The sequence below is a fragment of the Bacteroidota bacterium genome, assembly GCA_039111535.1.
In the GTDB taxonomy this organism is placed as follows: domain Bacteria; phylum Bacteroidota; class Rhodothermia; order Rhodothermales; family JAHQVL01; genus JBCCIM01.
In genome coordinates this window covers 50052-69031 of record JBCCIM010000010.1, presented here as the reverse complement: position 1 = coordinate 69031, position 18980 = coordinate 50052, and the positions used below count along the sequence as shown (strand labels likewise).

At 50.6% G+C, this 18980-nt stretch carries 17 protein-coding genes; 10 read left to right on the top strand and 7 right to left on the bottom strand.

The window, feature by feature from the left end; all coding sequences use genetic code 11:
• The 5 genes from AAF564_03110 to AAF564_03090 all read left to right on the top strand — a co-directional run.
• The coding region (locus AAF564_03110; protein MEM8484508.1) for a potassium channel family protein at positions 1–522 on the top strand (522 nt) is incomplete at its 5' end.
• 164 nt (positions 523–686) lie between these two features.
• Positions 687–1442: a 3-oxoacyl-ACP reductase family protein gene (locus tag AAF564_03105; protein MEM8484507.1), complete on the top strand. Its 756-nt coding sequence runs from the start codon at positions 687–689 to the stop codon at positions 1440–1442.
• A gap of 16 nt (positions 1443–1458) precedes the next feature.
• Positions 1459–2475, top strand: a complete 1017-nt coding sequence (locus AAF564_03100) for a sugar-binding protein (GenBank protein MEM8484506.1) — start codon at positions 1459–1461, stop codon at positions 2473–2475.
• Positions 2472–3983: a sugar ABC transporter ATP-binding protein gene (locus AAF564_03095; GenBank protein MEM8484505.1), complete on the top strand. Its 1512-nt coding sequence runs from the start codon at positions 2472–2474 to the stop codon at positions 3981–3983. The genes AAF564_03100 and AAF564_03095 overlap by 4 nt, the downstream gene beginning before the upstream one ends.
• A 55-nt stretch (positions 3984–4038) precedes the next feature.
• Positions 4039–5034 carry an ABC transporter permease gene (locus tag AAF564_03090; protein ID MEM8484504.1) on the top strand — a complete coding sequence of 332 codons (996 nt, stop codon included), beginning with the start codon at positions 4039–4041 and terminating at the stop codon, positions 5032–5034.
• 7 nt (positions 5035–5041) lie between these two features.
• Here AAF564_03090 and AAF564_03085 read toward each other — a convergent pair whose 3' ends face one another.
• The gene (locus AAF564_03085) at positions 5042–6313 is read right to left on the bottom strand and encodes a serine hydrolase domain-containing protein (protein MEM8484503.1); all 1272 of its coding nucleotides are present in this window, start codon (positions 6311–6313) and stop codon (positions 5042–5044) included.
• A 216-nt stretch (positions 6314–6529) separates the two neighbouring features.
• Between AAF564_03085 and AAF564_03080 the strand changes: the two genes are divergently transcribed.
• Complete coding sequence (locus AAF564_03080; protein ID MEM8484502.1) at positions 6530–7546, top strand: hypothetical protein; 1017 nt, start codon at positions 6530–6532, stop codon at positions 7544–7546.
• Here AAF564_03080 and AAF564_03075 read toward each other — a convergent pair.
• Positions 7519–8835, bottom strand: coding sequence for a T9SS type A sorting domain-containing protein (locus AAF564_03075; GenBank protein ID MEM8484501.1), 1317 nt, complete (start codon positions 8833–8835; stop codon positions 7519–7521). The genes AAF564_03080 and AAF564_03075 overlap by 28 nt on opposite strands.
• Positions 8836–8841: 6 nt before the next feature.
• Entirely contained in the window at positions 8842–10776 is a 1935-nt protein-coding gene (locus AAF564_03070; GenBank protein ID MEM8484500.1) for an ATP-binding protein, read from the bottom strand.
• A 475-nt stretch (positions 10777–11251) separates the two neighbouring features.
• On the opposite strand from AAF564_03070, the gene AAF564_03065 reads away from it, so the two are divergent.
• Both AAF564_03065 and AAF564_03060 read left to right on the top strand, forming a co-directional pair.
• Positions 11252–11641, top strand: a complete 390-nt coding sequence (locus tag AAF564_03065; GenBank protein MEM8484499.1) for a RidA family protein — start codon at positions 11252–11254, stop codon at positions 11639–11641.
• 29 nt (positions 11642–11670) lie between these two features.
• Positions 11671–12432, top strand: a complete 762-nt coding sequence (locus tag AAF564_03060) for a PIG-L family deacetylase (GenBank protein ID MEM8484498.1) — start codon at positions 11671–11673, stop codon at positions 12430–12432.
• 66 nt (positions 12433–12498) lie between these two features.
• Here AAF564_03060 and AAF564_03055 read toward each other — a convergent pair whose 3' ends face one another.
• Entirely contained in the window at positions 12499–13149 is a 651-nt protein-coding gene (locus tag AAF564_03055) for a CDGSH iron-sulfur domain-containing protein (GenBank protein ID MEM8484497.1), read from the bottom strand.
• 268 nt (positions 13150–13417) lie between these two features.
• Here AAF564_03055 and AAF564_03050 point away from each other — a divergent pair, with 268 nt between their 5' ends.
• Positions 13418–13873: a DUF411 domain-containing protein gene (locus AAF564_03050; GenBank protein MEM8484496.1), complete on the top strand. Its 456-nt coding sequence runs from the start codon at positions 13418–13420 to the stop codon at positions 13871–13873.
• Between the two features lie 166 nt (positions 13874–14039).
• Here the strand turns inward: AAF564_03050 and AAF564_03045 are convergent, their stop codons facing one another.
• From AAF564_03045 to AAF564_03035, 3 genes are all read right to left on the bottom strand, one after another.
• On the bottom strand, positions 14040–16799 hold the full coding sequence (locus AAF564_03045; protein ID MEM8484495.1) for a pitrilysin family protein: 2760 nt from the start codon (positions 16797–16799) through the stop codon (positions 14040–14042).
• A 341-nt stretch (positions 16800–17140) separates the two neighbouring features.
• Entirely contained in the window at positions 17141–17329 is a 189-nt protein-coding gene (locus AAF564_03040) for a hypothetical protein (protein ID MEM8484494.1), read from the bottom strand.
• 49 nt (positions 17330–17378) lie between these two features.
• Entirely contained in the window at positions 17379–18167 is a 789-nt protein-coding gene (locus AAF564_03035; protein ID MEM8484493.1) for a DJ-1/PfpI family protein, read from the bottom strand.
• An 84-nt stretch (positions 18168–18251) separates the two neighbouring features.
• Between AAF564_03035 and AAF564_03030 the strand changes: the two genes are divergently transcribed.
• A complete protein-coding gene (locus tag AAF564_03030) occupies positions 18252–18920 on the top strand; it encodes a DUF4159 domain-containing protein (GenBank protein MEM8484492.1) in 669 nt (222 codons plus the stop codon).
• The last annotated feature ends 60 nt before the right edge of the window (positions 18921–18980 follow it).

The window sequence follows — 18980 nt, the reverse complement described above, 5'->3', positions numbered from 1 at the left end:
GCCATTGTACCAACCTACCTCAGCCTGCTCGTACCAGGGACCCAGTTTCTGCTTGTCATCCGCCTACTGCGTATTTTACGCGTATTCCGGGTATTGAAGCTTGCAAAGTATATCGCTGAAGCAGCAATACTCACCCAGGCTTTGCGCGCAAGCCGGCGCAAAATCACCGTTTTTTTGTTTACCGTTACCACTCTCGTGATTATTCTTGGCTCATTGATGTATTTCATCGAAAGCGATGAAAACGGCTTTACCAGTATTCCCCGCAGCGTTTACTGGGCTATCGTAACCTTGACTACAGTTGGATATGGTGACATTTCCCCACAAACACCCCTTGGTCAAGCCCTTGCTTCTGTTGTTATGATTCTCGGATATGCTATCCTGGCTGTTCCTACAGGTATTGTGAGTGTTGAATTATCGCGAGCAGAAATTGACCTTACATCCACCCGTTCCTGTCATTCCTGCAGTCTGGAAGGTCATGACAGGGATGCCGAGTACTGCAAATACTGTGGCGACAAGCTCTGAAATGTAAAAACTGCAAATTTTATACATAAATCTGCAATTTTTGATAAAATTTTTTACGAAAAATAGCAAAAAAGTGTCACCTCCACGATATTCTTTCAGCTTAGTGGTTTTAAGCCATGCTGAAACGATAAATTAATCCGGAATGCAAAACCAAAAAAAAGCGCATGGCATTTACTCTTGAAAATCGCATCGTCTTAATTACGGGCAGCACAACAGGCCTGGGCAAAGCAATGGCGATGGAATTTGCCCGTCATGGTGCTAAAGTGGTTATGAATTATTATAACAACCGCACACGCGCAGAGGCTACTTTTGCTGAATTAAAGGCTATTGGTAGTCCATGCATGATCACCCAGGCCAATGTCATTGACCCTGATAGTGTCAAAACGTTGTTCAATACCATTGAATCTGCGCTTGGTCCTGTTGATATTCTGATTCCCAATGCTACCCCCGACCAGCCCCTGAAACCCATAGAAGAATATGACTGGGATTTCTATCAATCCATGATTGATTTTTTTCTCAAAAGCCCTTATTTGCTAACCACAGCGTGCCTGCCGCACATGAAAAGGCAAAAATGGGGGCGTATCATCAATATTACGAGTGAAGTATTTTCTCTGGGCGTTGCACCTTTCACAGCATATGTTGCTGCCAAAGGCGCCCAAACGGGGTTTTCCAGGAGTCTGTCCAATGAGTTAGCTCCTTTTGGCATTACGGTAAATATGATCTCCCCTGGATGGATTCCTGTTGAAAGACATGAAAAAGACCCACAAGAGATGAAAGATATGTATCTTGCCTCGATTCCTGCCGGCAGATGGGGGCTCCCTGAAGACGTTGCAGCGGCTGCCCTATACCTTGCCAGCGAGGAAGCAGCCTTTGTTACCGGACAAACCGTTGCTGTAAACGGCGGCAAAACGTTCCACTAATACAATTTGTAGTTCCATGATGAAACACCACCTGTTAAAGAGCTTCGTTGTACTCCTTCTGCTTGCCTTTGCAGGCTGTGGCGAAAAATCCGACTCCGCACAAGACATTGAAGTTGGCTATGTAACCAATGGTATTTCAGACTTCTGGGTAATTGCAGAAAAAGGGGCCAACGACAGCGCCAAAGAATTTGGTGTAGATGTAAGTGTCATGATGCCTCCCGAGGGGACAGGTGACCAGAAGCGTATGATCCAGGACCTGCTGGCCAAAGGGATTGACGGCGTGGCCGTTAGCCCCATCGACCCTGCAAACCAGGTTGACATCCTTAATGAAATTGCGTCTGTCACACGCTACATCACGCACGACTCTGATGCGCCGCAAACCAACCGCGAGCTGTATATCGGTATGGATAACTATACAGCAGGCCGGATGTGTGGCAAACTGGTAAAAGAAGCTTTGCCGGATGGTGGCGAAGTCATGATTTTTGTAGGCCGCCTCGGCCAGCTCAATGCTGACCAGCGCCGGCAAGGTGTAATCGACGAATTGCTCGATCGCCCGTTCGACATCAACCGCGAAAACGACCCGAACACGGGCCCAATTGTTGGCGAGAAATATACCATCATCGATACCCGTACGGATCAATTTGATTTTGCGCGCGCCAAATCGCAGGCAGAAGATGCCATTGCCAAGTATCCAGAACTGGATGCAATGGTTGGCCTGTTTGGCTACAATCCTCCCAAATGCCTCGAAGCAGTAAAAGAAGCCGGCAAAGCGGGGCAAATCAAAGTTATCGCATTCGACGAGGAAGACGACACACTGCAAGGTATCAAAGATGGCCACATGCAAGGCACCGTGGTTCAGAATCCTTATATGTATGGGTATGAATCTGTCCGTGTGCTGTCAGCTCTTGCACGAGGCGACGAATCCGTTATTCCGGAAAGCAAATTCATCGACATCCCGGCGCGGACCATCACTGCTGAGAATGTTGACGAATTCTGGACAGAGCTCAAACAACTGCGTAGCGAATCCGAATGAGCACACCGGACAATGCCCCGCTGCTCCAAGTAAGCAGCGTTACCAAGCGCTTTCCGGGCGTAGTTGCGCTGAATCAGGTTGACCTCAGCCTGGGCAAGGGCGAAGTACTTTCAGTTATTGGGGAAAATGGCGCCGGCAAAAGCACGCTGATGAAAATCCTTGCCGGCGTCCAGTTACCCGATGAAGGGCAGACCATTCTTGAGGGCAATCCTGTCGTAATTGATTCGTGCAGGAAGGCAACTGACCTCGGCATTTCTCTCATCCATCAGGAACTCAACCTCTCTGACAACCTCTCGGTTGGTGCCAACATTTTTCTGGGCCGAGAGCCCCGTCGAATGGGGATGATCAACAAGCGGATCATCTATGATGAATCAGCTAAAGTGCTGGACAAAATTGGGCTCCAGGTCTCGCCGGATACGCTGGTGCGCGAACTCTCTATTGGCCAACAACAGCTTGTCGAAATAGCCAAAGCTGTTTCCTCAAATGCGCGGGTCATCATTATGGATGAGCCTACTTCAAGCTTGTCTGCCGGCGAAACGGAACGTTTGTTCGAGGTAGTGCGCGACCTCAAGCAGCGAGGTGTAAGTATCATTTATATTTCCCACCGCCTGGCAGAGGTCAAGCTGCTTTCCGACCGGGTGCTCGTCCTTCGCGATGGTGAGAATGCCGGCACCCTGCTGCGAGATGAAATCAGCCATGACGGCATGGTTCAAATGATGGTTGGGCGGGATGTATCGCAGTATTATGCGTTGTCCCCGCATCAACGGGGCGACAAAGTGCTGGAAGTCACCAACCTGTCTACGCCGGCATGGCCTGAGCATACGCTCAACTTTTCTGTGCACAGCGGTGAAATTGTTGGGATCTCCGGGCTCGTAGGCTCAGGGCGCACAGAATTGCTCCGCGTACTCTTTGGCGTTGACCGCGCTGTTCGCGGCACCATTAAACTGAAAGACGGGGAGGTCCAACTCCAAAGCCCGCTTGACGCTATCAATGCCGGGCTTGCCCTGGTGCCAGAAGGACGCAAAGAGCAGGGCTTAATCATCGAAATGAACGTTCGGGAAAACGTGAGCCTTGCGGGGTTGTGGCGTAACCGGCTCACAATGGGCAGCCTCAACCGGACAAAAGAAGTTGATGACACGAAGGAGATGATTGGTCGGCTCAACATCAAAACCCCAACAGACCGCCAGGTTGTCCGCTACCTCTCTGGCGGCAACCAGCAGAAAGTGGTGCTGGGCAAATGGCTGACCATGCAGCCCGACATTTTGCTGATGGATGAACCCACACGCGGGATCGACATCGGCGCCAAAGAAGAAGTCTACAAACTCATGGAGTCGCTTGCCCGGTCGGGTATGGCAATTTTGTTTGTAAGCAGTGAACTTGAAGAAATCCTGGGTATGTCTGACCGCGTGCTCGTGATGCATGAAGGGCAGATTACGGGAGAATTACAACGCAGCGAATTGACCGAGGAAGCCGTAATGCACCTGGCAACCGGCAAAAAAGCAGCTTGAGTACCTACCACCTGCCAGGAAAACGCCAGACACGGCGCACCATCTACACACCATTATGAAAAAGATTCTAGGCATTCTGGGCCTGCTGATTGCAGTACTGATTTTCACGGCGATTATTGAGCCGCGCTTTCTTACAGCCTACAACTTGCAGAATACCATCAGGTGGACTTCGCTTTTTGGTATTATCAGTATTGGAGCCGCTTTCATCATCATAACCGGCGGAATTGACCTGTCCGTGGGGTCAGTTATCGGCCTCGTGGGGGTCCTGTTGCCCATGATGCTGATAAATTTGCAATGGTCCGTACCGATGTCGCTGCTTGCAGTGCTCCTTGTCTCACTGGCTATTGGCGTATTGCACGGGTTGCTCATTACCAAGGTGCGACTGCAACCTTTTGTTGTTACCCTGTGTGGATTGCTGTTTTATCGCGGTTTTGCGCGCTGGATGACCGGCGATCAAACCCAGGGCTTCGGCAATCAGTTTGATGGCTTGCGGCAACTCGCCATCGGCCGCATTCAAATTACAGAGGCGTTTGGTCTGCCCATGCCTTTTATCGTGCTTGTTGTGCTTGCGCTGCTGGCTGGCCTTTTCCTCAACTACACCGTATGGGGGCGCTACTTGCTCGCCCTGGGGCGCAACGAAGAAGCTGCACGATACAGCGGGATAAATACACAGCGTATGATCATCATCGCCTATATCATCGGTTCGGTTACTGCGGGCATCGGTGGCATCTTGTTCGCGCTGGATGTTAACTCTGTACAGCCGGCTGTGCATGGCAACTTTTACGAACTCTACGCAATTGCAGCAGCAGTACTTGGCGGATGTAGCCTCCGCGGTGGCGAAGGCACTATTCTGGGTGTCGTGATTGGAGCAGCCGTGATGCGCGTCCTTTACAACGCTATCAATATTCTCGGTATCCCCACCCAACTGGAGTTTGCAATCATTGGCGCGGTCATCCTGCTCGGGGTGATGACAGATGAATTGGTCAAACGTGTTGCGGCCAATCGTAAAGGCGCCGAATTAAAAGCCGCCAAAGTCGAGGCTGCCGAGTAACACGTGATCAAGCAGCGGTTCGTGCAGCCTCAAACAGTGCAGAAACCATCTCATTGGTATTGTCACTGAAATTGCCGGCATTGAAGAACAGGACAACGCCAAGGTTTTCAGCCGGCGTGTAGCCCATAAACGTTGCTACACCCGGATCCCCTCCGTCATGCCCCCACACGTCATCTTCATCGCCATACGTGTCCCAGCACAAACCGCGTTCAAAGTGCTGGTCAGATAACATGGTCTGGATGGTCTCAGCTTTCAAAATGCGCCCACCTTCAAGTGCACCGCCATTCATGTAGGCCCGCAGGAAACGGGACAGCCCATTCACACTCGTCCGTACCAGCCCATCCGGGTAGTTGTAGAAACTGTACAAACAGTGGGGATAGACGCCATCAACTACAAGTGATTCGCGCGTCCCGTCAGCAGGGAGATATAGTGTTTCACCTGCTTCTTCAGGCACACCGCTGTACAGCATAGCATGTTGGCTTTGATCTATTTCAGAGAGATGCCATCCCGTCTTGTCCATCCGTAGAGGCTCAAAAATATGCTGCCGGCAATAATCAGAAAACAATCCGCCGGCGATCTGCTCAACGAGCACTCCGAGAAGGCCATAAGCAACATTACTATATGCGCGCGGGGACTCAGGCGGATTGGTAGTACCCGGTATCCAGGTATGAAAATTTGCTTCAGCATCGTAATAAGCCCCCCCTTCGGTGAAGTATCCTTCAATCCATTCTGCAAGCGACACAGCGGGGTCACCGCAAGCATATGATTCATCGTACGACGGCCCGTCATTAATCGATGATCGGTGCGCCAGCAATTGCCGAAAAGTAATCGGTGCGTCCGGGAATCGCGGATTTCTCACGCTGTACGGGAGATAGGCATTAATGTCGTCATCCAGTTTAAACGCCCCCTGCTCCCACAACTGCATGATGGCCGTTGCAGTAACCGTCTTCGATATGGAGCCAATATTTTGAATGTGGTCAGGACTCATCGGTATACCTCCACCAATATCAGCATGCCCAAACCCGCCGGACCATACAAGCTTCTCTCCCCGAACTGCAGCAGCAGCTAACCCGCCAGGCATGGGATCGCCGGCAAAAAGCTCCGCCAGTTGCACGTCAATGGGTACCCCTGTTTTTTCCTCGGTTGCCTGGCAACCCATCATGGCTCCGAGGAGCCCAGCGCTGAGCACTTTTCCAAATTGCCGGCGAGAGCACGACAAACGTGACGAAGCCGTAAACCCTGCAGATAGCATATGCTCGGATAAAAAATGTTGTGCCATATCGCGCCTTACTTGTAGCTGTGAAAGAATGTAATATACCTGTCAAAGCGCATTTCAAGTAAAAAATGTTACACAGCCAGACAATAACAATCGCTTACGCCAAAAACTACACAGAACATTGATGGAAGCACATGACGTATCCGCGTCGAAAATCGCGCATTCAAGGTAACGCGTGACGTAAAATATCCTTTTTCTATTTGGCCTGATTATACCCACATGCAAGAACCCATCGTACCCAGTATTGCGCACATCATTGCACAAAGTAGCGTACGCCAGCAGCAAATCATGGAAGAATTGCATGCGCTACAACTACCAGAGGAATTGCAGCACTTTGCGGAAGCCTATGAAAAAATCAGCTGGAGCAGGAATCGCTTTCTATGGCACTGGGTCTGGCACCTGACCTATGCCAGGAATCCCGGCTTCATGTTATCCTCCGTACCAGAAACTGACAGGAAGACTGTAGCGCTGATTAAAGCGCTACTCGTTATGGCCGTCACCATTGTAGACGATGTCGCCGACAAACTGCACGACCGCGACTTACTGGACGTGATGCTTAAAATACCATTCGGCAACCATGCGCTTCCCGACCACTTCGACGGTATGCGATATTTCGCCATAAACCTTTTGAATGAATTACTGGATACTGCATTTAATTTGCTAAGGAAGGCACCATGCTGGCAAGCCAATGAGGAGATTTTCATGTACGACATGAAGCAGGTCTGGAATGCTTTTGACTATGCCGACATGCTGCATCGCCACCCGGAAATCATCAACCATTCCGAGAACAGTGTGTATAGCGCCCATAATATGATGTTTTACCTTTTTGGTGGCGTTGATCTCGCCTTCTCACCAGCTGTTGAGCGCAAAACTGAATACACAAGCTTACGTGAGATTTTTTGGTATGCCCAGCAGATGACACGGATTGGCAACTGGGTTACAACCTGGGAGCGAGAGCTAGGAGAAAAGGATGTTTCGTCGGGCGTCTTGAATTGGGGGATTAGTCAGGGTGTCCTCACCATTGATGAGATTCTGGCAAGCACGGAGGTACACGCCACAACCTGTCAAAAGATTAATGCCTTGAATATTGAAGCCGGCTTGTTTGAGTCGTGGAGCAATTGCCGCGACATTGTGCTAAAAATTGGGCAGAAAGTACAATCGGTCGGTATACCAGACTATGTGGCCGGCCTGGATCTGGTTATGTTATATCACCTCGCAAGCAAAGGCAGCAAATGATGTTGGCGCTCGCCAACTATATGTAATACATAAAACCCGGCCGGCAAATCTGTCTGATAGAAAGGAATGCGAAGGGGCTCGCCGGCGCGTAACCACCCTTCATGTACAACACGGCGCTGGCGTCCGAGGAGGTCGTACAGCGTAAGCACTATCGTTTGAGACCGGTGCGTTTCAACAAAAATAGTGGTTTGCGATCCAAAAGGATTGGGATAAACGCTACCAAACACTTCCTGCGACATGGCTTCAGCAACCTCACCAGGTTGCTCAATAGCCACCTGTTGAACTTCTGGAAAGACCTCTTCCAAAGCACCTACCCAATCAAGGGGATCCCGGAATGCTATTTTCTGCTCAATATGGATAAAGGTACCGCTGATATCACTTACAACAGCTGCTTGCGTGCAGACCTGTTCTGCCGGCACCCCGTTTTTGAGCCGGCCCTGCACATTGCTGCCACCAGAGAGATTACAGGTTGGCGCATCCCCGGGAATGGTTACCTGCCACGTTGACCACTTATCTACAAGCGCAGTTTGCAAACCCATAAGCGCCCCGGCAGTATCCAAAGCCAGCGTGCCCGATCCTTGTGTCAGGTATACATCCACGCCGACACAACTGGATGAAGCCATACCATGAAATTGTAGGCTGGTAGCAACGACATTGCGTGTACTGTCTTCTGCTTGCATTGCAGCTGCAATCCAATGGAAAGGCAGGTTGGTATTGTGAGCGGCGTCGGCAATTTTAAAAGAAGACTGGCACGTACTGGTGGCTGCGTTGGCGCGCCGGTGGGTGCCGGCCATCAGAAACGCCCTTGCGCCCGTCCGTTCAAAAAGCGAGATGCCTTGTGTACCCGTATTTGAATCGTTCAAGGGATGGGCAATCTGTATGTCAACAAGGCGGCGTGGTTGCAAATTTACGATCAACGTCCCCCAGCCCCGATCAACACTTCCATCCAAATTTGTATCCGAGCCTTCGTACAGCACGCAGTATGCTGCTGTATCGCTAACAAAGTCTGTGAGGATATATCCGGCATCTGCCAACACAGCTGGCAGGTCAGCAGCATTACACGCGCCTGACCGCATGGCTGCAACAACTGCATGCCATGCAGTGGACAATGCTGGATCCGGTATCACAAACCCTTCCGTGTCCGCTCGTGGCATGCCCTCAAGCACACAGGCAATCAGCGCAGCAAGGGTCTCTGCCTCGTCGCATGGGATAGACGAGGAAGCGGTCGCCGGCTGCACCAACAGCCCTCCAAACACAAACACCGTAGCCATTCCCAGCCTTCTCAGCATCACACGTTATTTCTTGGCGTGGCCGTTGATAAACTCTTCTTTGAACACCCCATCGATAACAGCGCGAAGCTCTTCTTCTGAAATCGGTTTGCTCAGATACTCGTCAAAGCCGGCTTGCAGCAAGTGTTCGCGGTCTTTGGGCAACGCATAGGCCGTGAGCGCAACCACAGGCACCTTCTCGTATTGCGGCAATTTTCTAAACTCACGCAATACATCAATGCCCGACCGGGCGCGGCCCATGTTCACATCCTGAAAGATCATGTCGTATTTGTTGCTCCGCGCAAGGTCTATGGCTTTATGTTCATCTTCCGCCATATCAAGCGTGCAAAAAGATTGCAACATGAGGCGCAACAGGGTCCGCATACGCGGATCATCATCTACAACAAGGATATTTGCTTTCCCATTGCGTCGCGGTGTGCGGTTAGGGGCACGCTTGCGGCGATACCGCGGCTGCTCAACAACCTCTTCATCTGACAAGGGGAAGCTCACGGTGAACTGGCTACCTTTGCCCTGTACTGAGTCAACCTGAATTTTGCCGCCCATCAAGTCGACAAGGCGTTTGGTAATGGAAAGCCCAAGTCCTGATCCTTCGTAAAGACGGGCCATGCCACTGCTTTCCTGTTCAAACTCGTGGAAGAGCCGGCTTCTGAAATCACTGCTTATCCCGATGCCCGTATCAATCACTTGCACAACAACCGCATTCAGCGTGGTCTCTACCTTGACGGTTACGCCCCCCTCATTGGTAAATTTGATGGCATTGCCAATCAGGTTATTTAGAATTCGATCCAGGCAAGCCGTATCAATTTTGGTAACGCATTTTGTATGGGGCACAATGGCGTTCAGATACAGGTTGCTTCTTTCTGCAAGAGGCTGCAGCAAAGCTACTTTCTCTTTGACCTCAGTTGCCATGTCAACAGGCTTGGGATGCAACGAGAAACTGTCTGACTCGAGCATGGAAAGATCGAGCACAGAGTTGATGGTGTCGAGGAGACGCCGGCCGCTTTTTTCGATCAGTTGTGCCAGTTCGTACTGCTCCGGATTGGCATCTTGCGCCAGAATTGATGCAAAACCCAGGATACCCGACAGCGGGGTGCGAATTTCATGGCTCATGTTTGTGAGGAAAGAGGACTTCAAGCGGCTCATCCGCTCTGCATTCTCTTTGGCCTCGATGAGGGCCTGCTCAAACTTTTTGCGGTCTGTTATATCACGTGCAATTTCAGCGAGCCCGACCATCTCGCCGGCTTCGTCTTTTGTTGGCGAAAACGTAATGGAAACGTTGACCAGCGTTCCATCTTTACGCCGGCGCAGTGTTTCGAACGGCTCAATTTGCCGGCCCGCACGAATACGGCGCAAAATTTCAGCTTCCGCCTGCCCGGTAGCACCTTTGGGCCAAAGAATACTGATATGCCTGCCCAGCGCTTCCCGCGCTTCGTACAGATAAATACGCGTGGCGCCACCATTCCAGCTTGTAATGATGCCGTCGAGCGATTTGCCAATAATGGCATCATCCGACGATTCTACAATAGCGCTCAAATGGGTACTGCGTTCTTCAGATGATTTCCGCTGAATGGTTAGTGTTGCCGTTATCCAGATTGCAAAAACTGCAATAATGCGATTGATGACGGGTACACTAAATTCATTACCGGGCTGAATCTCAGGTTGCCAGACAATGTCGACCCAGGGAAAACTCGGTAACGACGTTGCCTGAAAGAAAAGGACAGCCAGCGTAAGGAAACTGGAAAGAATAGCAAAAATAACCGTGTACGATCGACCAGGCATCCAGAGCGTGGTGAGAACAACCGCAACATAGGGGACACCGCCCACTACGTAAGAGAATTCTTCAGAATTGAGACCCTGACTGGTGGTCAACATGTCCACCAGCAGAATAAATCCCGCAAGAATGACTCCCAGGACTACAAGAAAAGCATGGGGCATCTTCATGGCTTAAGAGATGCTTAGTAAAGATCCTTTTCATGTTCGCCGAAAAAGTCGTCCACAAGCCGGCGAGGGCACGCGAAGGCATAACCTGAGGTCTACCAAAATAACTGTGTCCTACGAAAGCAACACAAGGTGGTTGGTAGCCTATCTGCCTTGACGCAGACAGCATGAAAAAGAAGGGGTGGTAAAAAAGACACGTATTCCGAGAGGCGTGCAACCATCAAAAAGAATACGCCCGTTTTGTCTAGTTATGGCGTTAACTGAATAGTGATCAGCAAGAAAGAACGCACACAGGACCTAACCCCCAAGAGATGTAGATCTATTGGATAAGCCGGATTTTTTTCAAACAGCAGAGCTGCTTTCATGTTTCAGTATACAAAAAGTAACGCAGGAATTGTAATGTGTGCTGCAGATTGCATTAAAAGCTCATCAAAGGGTTGTATATTTGCAGCGTTAAACCCAATAACCATCCATACATATGCAGCGTCAGACAGTCACTACAGGTTCACCCTGGGAGCCCATTGTTGGTTATTCCCGCGCAGTCCGCGTAGGTAACATGGTAAGTATCGCCGGCACCACGGCCACTGATCCGCTAGGGAAAGTGGTGGGTAAAGATGATGCTTATGCCCAGACTAAACAAATTCTCCGTATCATCGATTCGGCGCTGCGGGCTACGGAAGCGCGCCTGCAAGACGTCGTACGGACGCGGATCTACGTTACAGATATTTCCTTGTGGGAAGATGTTGGCCGGGCGCATGGCGAAGTGTTCGGCGACATTTTGCCCGTAGCTACGATGGTTGAAGTCAGCCGGCTCATTAATCCCGACATGCTCGTGGAAATCGAGGCAGACGCGATCATTCCTGAGTAATCCATACCAAAACGAACAACCCACCCAACATGTCAAAAACCATCCTGGTTATCCAGGCCCACCCAGACGACGCAGAAATTTTTTGTGGCGGTACCCTCGCCCTTCTCAGTGAAAAAGGGCATCGCATTGTTATTACAACCATGACGTCGGGCGGCATGGGTGGTGTTGGCATGGATGAAGCAACCACCGCGCTAACCCGCAAAGGAGAAGGGGCCGCTGCAGCAGCTGTAATTGATGCCGCTTATATCTGTATGGATCAGCGTGACGGCTACCTCTTTGACAGCCCAGAAATGCGCATCGAAACAACTGACTTAATCCGCCGGGAGAGGGCTGATGTGGTGCTCACCCATCTTCCCAATGACTACCACCCCGACCACAGGGCAACCAGTTCTATCGTTGAATCCGCAACCTTGCTTGCAACCCTGCAGAACGTACCGAGCAAGATGGAGCCATTGAAAGAAACACCCATCCTCTATCACACCACCCCGTTGCACCTGATGGGCCACCTTGGCACGCCGTACGCACCCAATTTCTACGTCGACATTAGCAGCGTAATCGACACCAAACGCAAAATGATTGCCGCACACCACTCACAGGTTGAAGTTATCCGGCAGATGTTTGGTAAAGACCAGTTTGTGGAAAACATGCTGGATGACCACGACAGAAAGCTGGGCCCCAAAATGGGCAGCGAATACGCAGAAGCATTCCTCCAGCACAAAGGCGGTGGCTTCCCTCAGACGCCTTTTATTCAGCAAGCATTGCGTGAGTATACGCGGCTGCAGTTGACGTAGGCTGCACCCCATCCTGCAGTATTACTCCCTGCAGTTTTACTCCCTGTGGTGTTTTGCCGGCAATGTTTAGCCCGTAAAACCAATTGCTTTGTGTGCACCGTCGCAAAACGGTTTGTTTTTGGAGGCACCGCAACGACACAACGCGCACTTTTCTCCTTCAACGTGTTCTGCGCGGCCAGCTGTATACACCGTGTGAACCCCTTCGACCAACAACGGACCGTTTTCAGCGAGGCGAATCGTGAGTCCGGCTGAAGCATCTTCACCAGCCGGCTTCACCTTTGGATTTTCAAAACCCGCGGCATCAGCAAATCCTACCTTGTTGTGCCGGCCATCACAAAGGGGTTTGTTTTCTGAAGCGCCACAGCGACACAACGCCACACGGGTATCTTTCAAGACAACCGTACCTTCTGCACCTGTAATTTCCATATTGCCACGAACGTAAAGCGGTCCATCCGCAACAACATCAACCGTGTTCTCCTCAGGCACTTCCGCCGTTTTGCCATCAGACAAGGTATACTTCAGGGCACCGGTCGGGCATTGCAGAATGACCTCCGCAACGGTGTCAGTTGCCGCCTCATCTGGTGAAACCCATGGCTTTTTGGCCGGATCAAATACACCAGGCAATCCCTTCACACATGCTGCCGCATGTATACAACGTTTGAGGTCATATGACACAGTGACTTCTTCACCAGCATACTCGTATAGTTTTTCCTTCATGATGTGCACTTGAAAATAAGCAGTTCCAATATGAGCAATTTATCAGCATAGGCTAGCAAGTTCGCAGAGCGAATGCAAGTCCTGCACGCAACAGACAAACAGATTTATGTATATCTTTTACACAACGATCGGATTTCCTACCTACAACAGATCAGTTCCATCAAAAGAAATTACGTGATCGTAGGCAAGCCGGGGTCTAAAAGAACACAAGCCGTCTTTAGCCGTATTGCGATAATACAGTGCCTGCAAACAAACCTCTTCTCGCAACATGAAACTCCTTCGCTACACGTTTTTTAGCCTGCTGGGCCTATTCCTGGTCTCTGCATGCACGCCCAGCAACAGCCAACCTCGGCCTAATATGGTCGTCTATAAAACACCTACCTGTGGGTGCTGCAAAAAATGGGTTACGCACCTTGAAACGGCGGGCTTCACTGTAAAAACAACTGACCTGGATGACCTGAGCGACATCAAAACGCAGTTTGGCGTTCCACAGAAGCTGCGGTCTTGCCATACAGCTGTTGTCGACGGATACATTGTAGAGGGCCATGTGCCGGCTGATGTTGTCGAGAAAATGCTGCGTGAGAAGCCAGATATAGCCGGCATTTCCGTCCCTGGTATGCCCATTGGAAGTCCGGGCATGGAGGTGGAAGGCCGTCCTGCAGATCGCTACAATGTGATGGCTTTCAATAAAAATGGCCAGACCAGCATTTACGCACAGCGGTAAGCGATCCTAAAATTTGCCCACAAAAAAAGACTGGCGCTCAGTTGAGCGCCAGTCTTCAGGCAATCACTTACAGCCTGACCACATTGGAGGCAACATTGGGTGCTGGCAGCGCACCACCAAACAATGATATGGGTTTGTAGATGCAGCCAGCAGAACGTTACATGCCTTAGTCCATCACTTCTCCGTTCTCGTCGAGCAGGTAAATGTCACCCAAATCGAGGTCACGAATACCAGCTTCAATCTTCGCACGATCGCCTACGATAACCCATACCAGGTTGTCTGGCTTGAGCACCGTTTCAGCAGCGCTTGCGATTTTATCGATACTCAATGAGCGCACCTGGCTCGTGTACGTATCGTTATAATCGTCAGGCAGATCGTACTGCACCATTTCGGCTACCGAGCTCATCACAGCACCATTGGTTTCCCAGCGGCCGGCCAGTGTAAGGGTCTGGTTGCGCTTTGCACGGTCAACTTCTTCCGGCGTCACAGGGTTGTTGTCGAGGATACCTTTCAGCTCCATGACAACTTCCTGCATCGACTCTTTCGTTTTGTCGGTTTGCACGGGTGCGTAGACGAGGAAAGGGCGCTGGCCTTTTGCGTCCCAAATGAGGCTTTGAGCACCATAGGACCAACCTTTGTCTTCGCGCAAGTTCATGTTGATGCGCGAAATGAAGGCGCCACCAAGGATGGTGTTCATCGTCTCAATTGCGATTTCATTTGGGTTGCCTTTTGGCGGCGCAATGTGGCCGGCAAAAATGATGGACTGCTGTGAGCCCGGACGATCCATAATGTAAACGCTGCTACCCGGCCGGTGCGCTACTTCATTGATGTTCTTCTGTGGCACTTTGCCTTTTTTCCACTTGGAAAAAGCGCCTTCCAGCATAGGCTTGAGTTCGTTCATCGAAACATCGCCAACAACAATCATTGTAGCATTGTTTGGCTTGAACCAGGTATCGTGGAATTTCATCAGGTCATCGCGCTCAATGGACGTAACCGACTCAGTTGTTCCAGATCCCGTGAGTGGCAGACCATATGCATGATCGCTACCGTAAAGCAGGCCAGGAAAAACGCGAAGCGCCATCTGAACAGGCGTTACTTTTTCACGTTGGATGCCCACAAGTCTCTGCTGTTTTAGCCGGTTAAAGTCAGCTTCCGGAAAAGAAGGATTCAACACAACATCCGCATACAAGTCGAGCGAAGCTCCGAGTTCTGACTTCAGGGATGAGAGCGTTACAGACGAAGCATCAAGGCCCGAAAATGCGCCAATGCTGGCACCGAGCAGTGCAAGTTCTTCACTGATTTCGAGTGCCGTTTTATCCTTGGTCCCTTCGTCGAGCATGCTCAACGCCAGGCCGGCCGTACCTGGCTTCGCAAACTGGTCAGCCGCATAGCCGGCGTCGAAGACAAGGCGGAAGTTCACAACCGGTACAGCATCCCGTTCAACCAACACCACATTCAGGCCATTTTTCAGCGTTGTCTTCTGCATGGTCGGAAAAACCGCGTTTGGCGGATTTTCAACCTCAGGCATTACAGAGCGGTCAACACCTTCACCCGTGGCAGCAAGTTCAGGGTATGGATGTACTTCAAGCGAGAAGACACCATCTGACAACCACTCACGCGCAGCCTGCAACAGATCGTCTTCAGTTGCGCGCTGTACGCGCTCCAGACCTACCTGATAGAAATCTGGCGTACTGGCGTACACTTCGTTCTGTGCGAGAATATCCGACTTACCACCAAAACCACCAATACGCTCAGCACCACGGATGAAGCTGGCGACGTACTGCGTTTTCACACGACGTAACTCGGTTGCCTCGATGCCGTCTTCGAGCAATCGCTGCAGTTCTTCCTCTACAGTAGCTTCAACAGTTGCCAGGTCAACGCCAGGCTTTGCAGTTACCTGAATCTGGAATTGGCTACCAATTTCACCGGTGGAGATGTACGCAGCAGCAGCAGTTGCAATCTGGTCGTTGTATACAAGCCGCTCATATAGCCTGGACGTTTTGCCAGAACCGAGTACATCTGAAACCAGGTTGAGATGATCCAGGTCAATGTGACCACGCTCAGGAACGTTCCAAACTTTGTAGATACGCGCCTGCGGTACGCGGTCTTCCATCGTCATCCGGGTTTCACCGGTGCGTCGCGCAATCCAGGCTTCTTTCTTGGCAATGGGTGGTCCCGGTTCGATGTCGCCAAAGTACTTTTCTACTTTTTCGCGTGCCGCCTGTGGGTCGATATCGCCGGCAATCACGAGGGTAGCATTGTTCGGGCCGTAGTAGGTCTTAAACCATTCCTGTACATCTTCAAGCGATGCTGCATTCAGGTCTTCCATCGAACCAATAACGCTCCACGAGTAAGGATGGCCTTCGGGATAGGTATTTTCTGCGATGGTCGTCCATACTTTGCCGTAAGGCTGGTTTTCGCCCTGTCGTTTTTCATTCTGAACAACACCACGCTGTTCGTCGAGCTTGCCCTGGTCAATAGCACCAAGCAGGTGCCCCATACGATCCGACTCCATCCAAAGCGCCAGGTCGAGTGCATTAACAGGCACATTCTGGAAATAGTTGGTCCGGTCTTTATTGGTGGTACCGTTCAAGTCGGTAGCGCCAACTTTTTCGAGGACCTGGAAGTAGTCGTCATTGAAATTTTCTGAGCCGTTGAACATCAGGTGTTCAAACAGGTGAGCAAAACCAGTTTTGCCTTTGTTCTCATTTTTTGATCCGACATGATACCAGAGGTTAACCGCAACAATGGGCGCTTTGGCATCCTGGTGCACGATAACGGTTAACCCGTTATCCAGCACAAATTTTTCGTAGGGAATCTCGATCGGGCTCTTGGAAGCTTCAGGGGAAGCAACGGGATTCGTATCCTGTGCAAACGCCGGCAAGCTGATGAGAAAGAGTGTCAAGACGTGAGCAAGTATCCGCATGCAATAAGTCTCCTTGTTATTTTTCAGAGTTATTTTTCAGAAAGCACTTCTCACAGGTCGGCACCAACAAGCTGTACAACTACACCTGGTAAAAGAGAAGAGGGGTTACCATCTTGCGTGCAATTTTGTGTATTGCATTTATACATAAACACGCAAGAATGGGATAACAACGACATGCCATCAGGCAATAAAAAGGCGGGATCAGTGGCAGTACCAACCCAATTCTAAACGGCACATCTCTCGGGCGTACGAAAGGATCTTCGTTTTGTTGTACGTAGAAACAGGGCAAAAAATATGGGACACCGCCGCTTGTTCGTCAGGGTATCGCTTGACGTGTATGGCTACAACATGGCGTTCAATTCATCTGTCAGCATAGCGCGTTCTTCTTGTGAAAGCTTCTCCGCGTCAACAAAGTTGCTATCATCTCTGGCTTCATCTTTACTGGCGCGCTGTTGAACTGCGTTAATAATGACTGCCGCTGCGCCTGTTGCCACTGCAGAAATAATCAATGCGCGAAAGAGTTTGGACATATCAGAACTTACAGGTTTACAAGTTTAGCATTTCGGACCTTTAGCCCATCTATGGGGATTCTACGATCAAGTGCGGGACCTGTTCGAGATCCCAGCCCCATACCAGGCCGCTGGCTGTTTTATCAGCATGTGATTTTGAATAGACGTGTTCTACCAAATAGAAAGCCGGCTCGTAACTCATCGCTCCGCCTACTGAAGTGATGTACTTTCCATCTACAACAAATCGTTCCTCATACCGCACATCAATGGACGGAAACATCGCCGCAAACCGGTCTCGGTCTCCAGGGAATGTAGTAGCAATCCGTCCATCCAACACACCTGTAGCTGCCAGAGGGAAAGCGCCGTCACAAACGGTTATGACGTACCTGGCAGCATCAACCGTTTCAGTCAGCCAGCTCATGAATACTTTGTCTTCAAGATCTGCAGTCATGCTGTTCACGGTACTCGGCACAATGAGTACATCGATATCGGGATGGGTATCAAAGGTGAAATGTGGCACGACTTCTATGCCTTCGAAGGTTACCACAGGGTCCAGCGATGGCGCCACAATAAATGGCTGCATATAACGAAGCGAGTCCCGAAAAATGCTATGCTGGATCACGTCGTACGGGGCCATCAGTTCGGAATTGTAAACACCTTCCAATACGACAAATCCCACATTCAACACGTCGCCGCCAGCAGCCTCTGCTGCGTCCGCAAGTGCCATCTCTTCCATAACCCGAATGCGGGAGGCCGCTTCAGTTACAGATTCAGCCGGCGCACAAGCTGTTGCAACAATTAGAATTCCTGCCAGCATGAAACCGGCAACGGTATTGACGTATAAACGAAACTGAAGCATTGAAATCGAATGAGTCTGGTCCATAGCCGGACGCTATTCGCCCCGGCCTGATCGGCTACAGAATACAACTTTACCGCATAAATAATGATACGCGCGCTGTTCACGTTCTTTATCATCCTCCTTGTGCTGCCCGCACCCACGGCCCACAGCCAGGATGCCCATACTGTTCAGATTGCACGCATCAAATACGGTGGTGGAGGCGACTGGTACAGCGATGACCAATCGCTCGTAGAGCTTCTCAAATATACGCGCGCACAAACCCTGATTGACGTAGCCCCACGCGAAGAAGTAGTAGAACTCGGTAGCGATAAAGTTTTCACCTATCCCTATCTCTACCTGACTGGCCACGGCAACGTACGGTTCACTTCAAGTGAAGCCCAGCGCTTGCGACGTTATTTGGAAGGCGGCGGCTTTCTGCATGTTGATGACAATTATGGCCTTGATCGCCATATCCGGAGAGAGATGAAAAAGGTTTTTCCAGAGCAGGAGTTTGTAGAAATTCCGTTTAGCCACTCCATTTACCACACCCATTTCAAATTCCCCAATGGCCTGCCCAAAGTACACGAGCATGATGGCAAGGCGCCACAAGGCTTTGGCCTCTTTCACGAGGGCCGCCTTGTTGTTTTCTATTCGTACGAAAGCGACCTCGGCGATGGTTGGGAGCCAGAAGCCGTGCACAATATCCCTGAAGACAAAAGACTCAATGCCCTGCGCATGGGGGTTAACATCCTGGCTTACGCCATGATGCAATAGGTACGATGTAATAGCGACACAGCTACAATCCTGATGCTGCTTTCCATCGAAATGACAACA

Bases quoted from the DNA above. Each gene is read 5' to 3' on its own strand.
- AAF564_03065 (MEM8484499.1), top strand. From the start codon at position 11,252: ATGCAGCGTCAGACAGTCACTACAGGTTCACCCTGGGAGCCCATTGTT.
- AAF564_03035 (MEM8484493.1), bottom strand. From the start codon at position 18,167: ATGCTTCAGTTTCGTTTATACGTCAATACCGTTGCCGGTTTCATGCTG.
- AAF564_03075 (MEM8484501.1), bottom strand. From the start codon at position 8,835: ATGCTGAGAAGGCTGGGAATGGCTACGGTGTTTGTGTTTGGAGGGCTG.
- AAF564_03050 (MEM8484496.1), top strand. From the start codon at position 13,418: ATGAAACTCCTTCGCTACACGTTTTTTAGCCTGCTGGGCCTATTCCTG.
- AAF564_03040 (MEM8484494.1), bottom strand. From the start codon at position 17,329: ATGTCCAAACTCTTTCGCGCATTGATTATTTCTGCAGTGGCAACAGGC.
- AAF564_03095 (MEM8484505.1), top strand. From the start codon at position 2,472: ATGAGCACACCGGACAATGCCCCGCTGCTCCAAGTAAGCAGCGTTACC.
- AAF564_03085 (MEM8484503.1), bottom strand. From the start codon at position 6,313: ATGGCACAACATTTTTTATCCGAGCATATGCTATCTGCAGGGTTTACG.
- AAF564_03090 (MEM8484504.1), top strand. From the start codon at position 4,039: ATGAAAAAGATTCTAGGCATTCTGGGCCTGCTGATTGCAGTACTGATT.
- AAF564_03055 (MEM8484497.1), bottom strand. From the start codon at position 13,149: ATGAAGGAAAAACTATACGAGTATGCTGGTGAAGAAGTCACTGTGTCA.
- AAF564_03045 (MEM8484495.1), bottom strand. From the start codon at position 16,799: ATGCGGATACTTGCTCACGTCTTGACACTCTTTCTCATCAGCTTGCCG.
- AAF564_03030 (MEM8484492.1), top strand. From the start codon at position 18,252: ATGATACGCGCGCTGTTCACGTTCTTTATCATCCTCCTTGTGCTGCCC.
- AAF564_03070 (MEM8484500.1), bottom strand. From the start codon at position 10,776: ATGAAGATGCCCCATGCTTTTCTTGTAGTCCTGGGAGTCATTCTTGCG.
- AAF564_03080 (MEM8484502.1), top strand. From the start codon at position 6,530: ATGCAAGAACCCATCGTACCCAGTATTGCGCACATCATTGCACAAAGT.
- AAF564_03060 (MEM8484498.1), top strand. From the start codon at position 11,671: ATGTCAAAAACCATCCTGGTTATCCAGGCCCACCCAGACGACGCAGAA.
- AAF564_03100 (MEM8484506.1), top strand. From the start codon at position 1,459: ATGATGAAACACCACCTGTTAAAGAGCTTCGTTGTACTCCTTCTGCTT.
- AAF564_03105 (MEM8484507.1), top strand. From the start codon at position 687: ATGGCATTTACTCTTGAAAATCGCATCGTCTTAATTACGGGCAGCACA.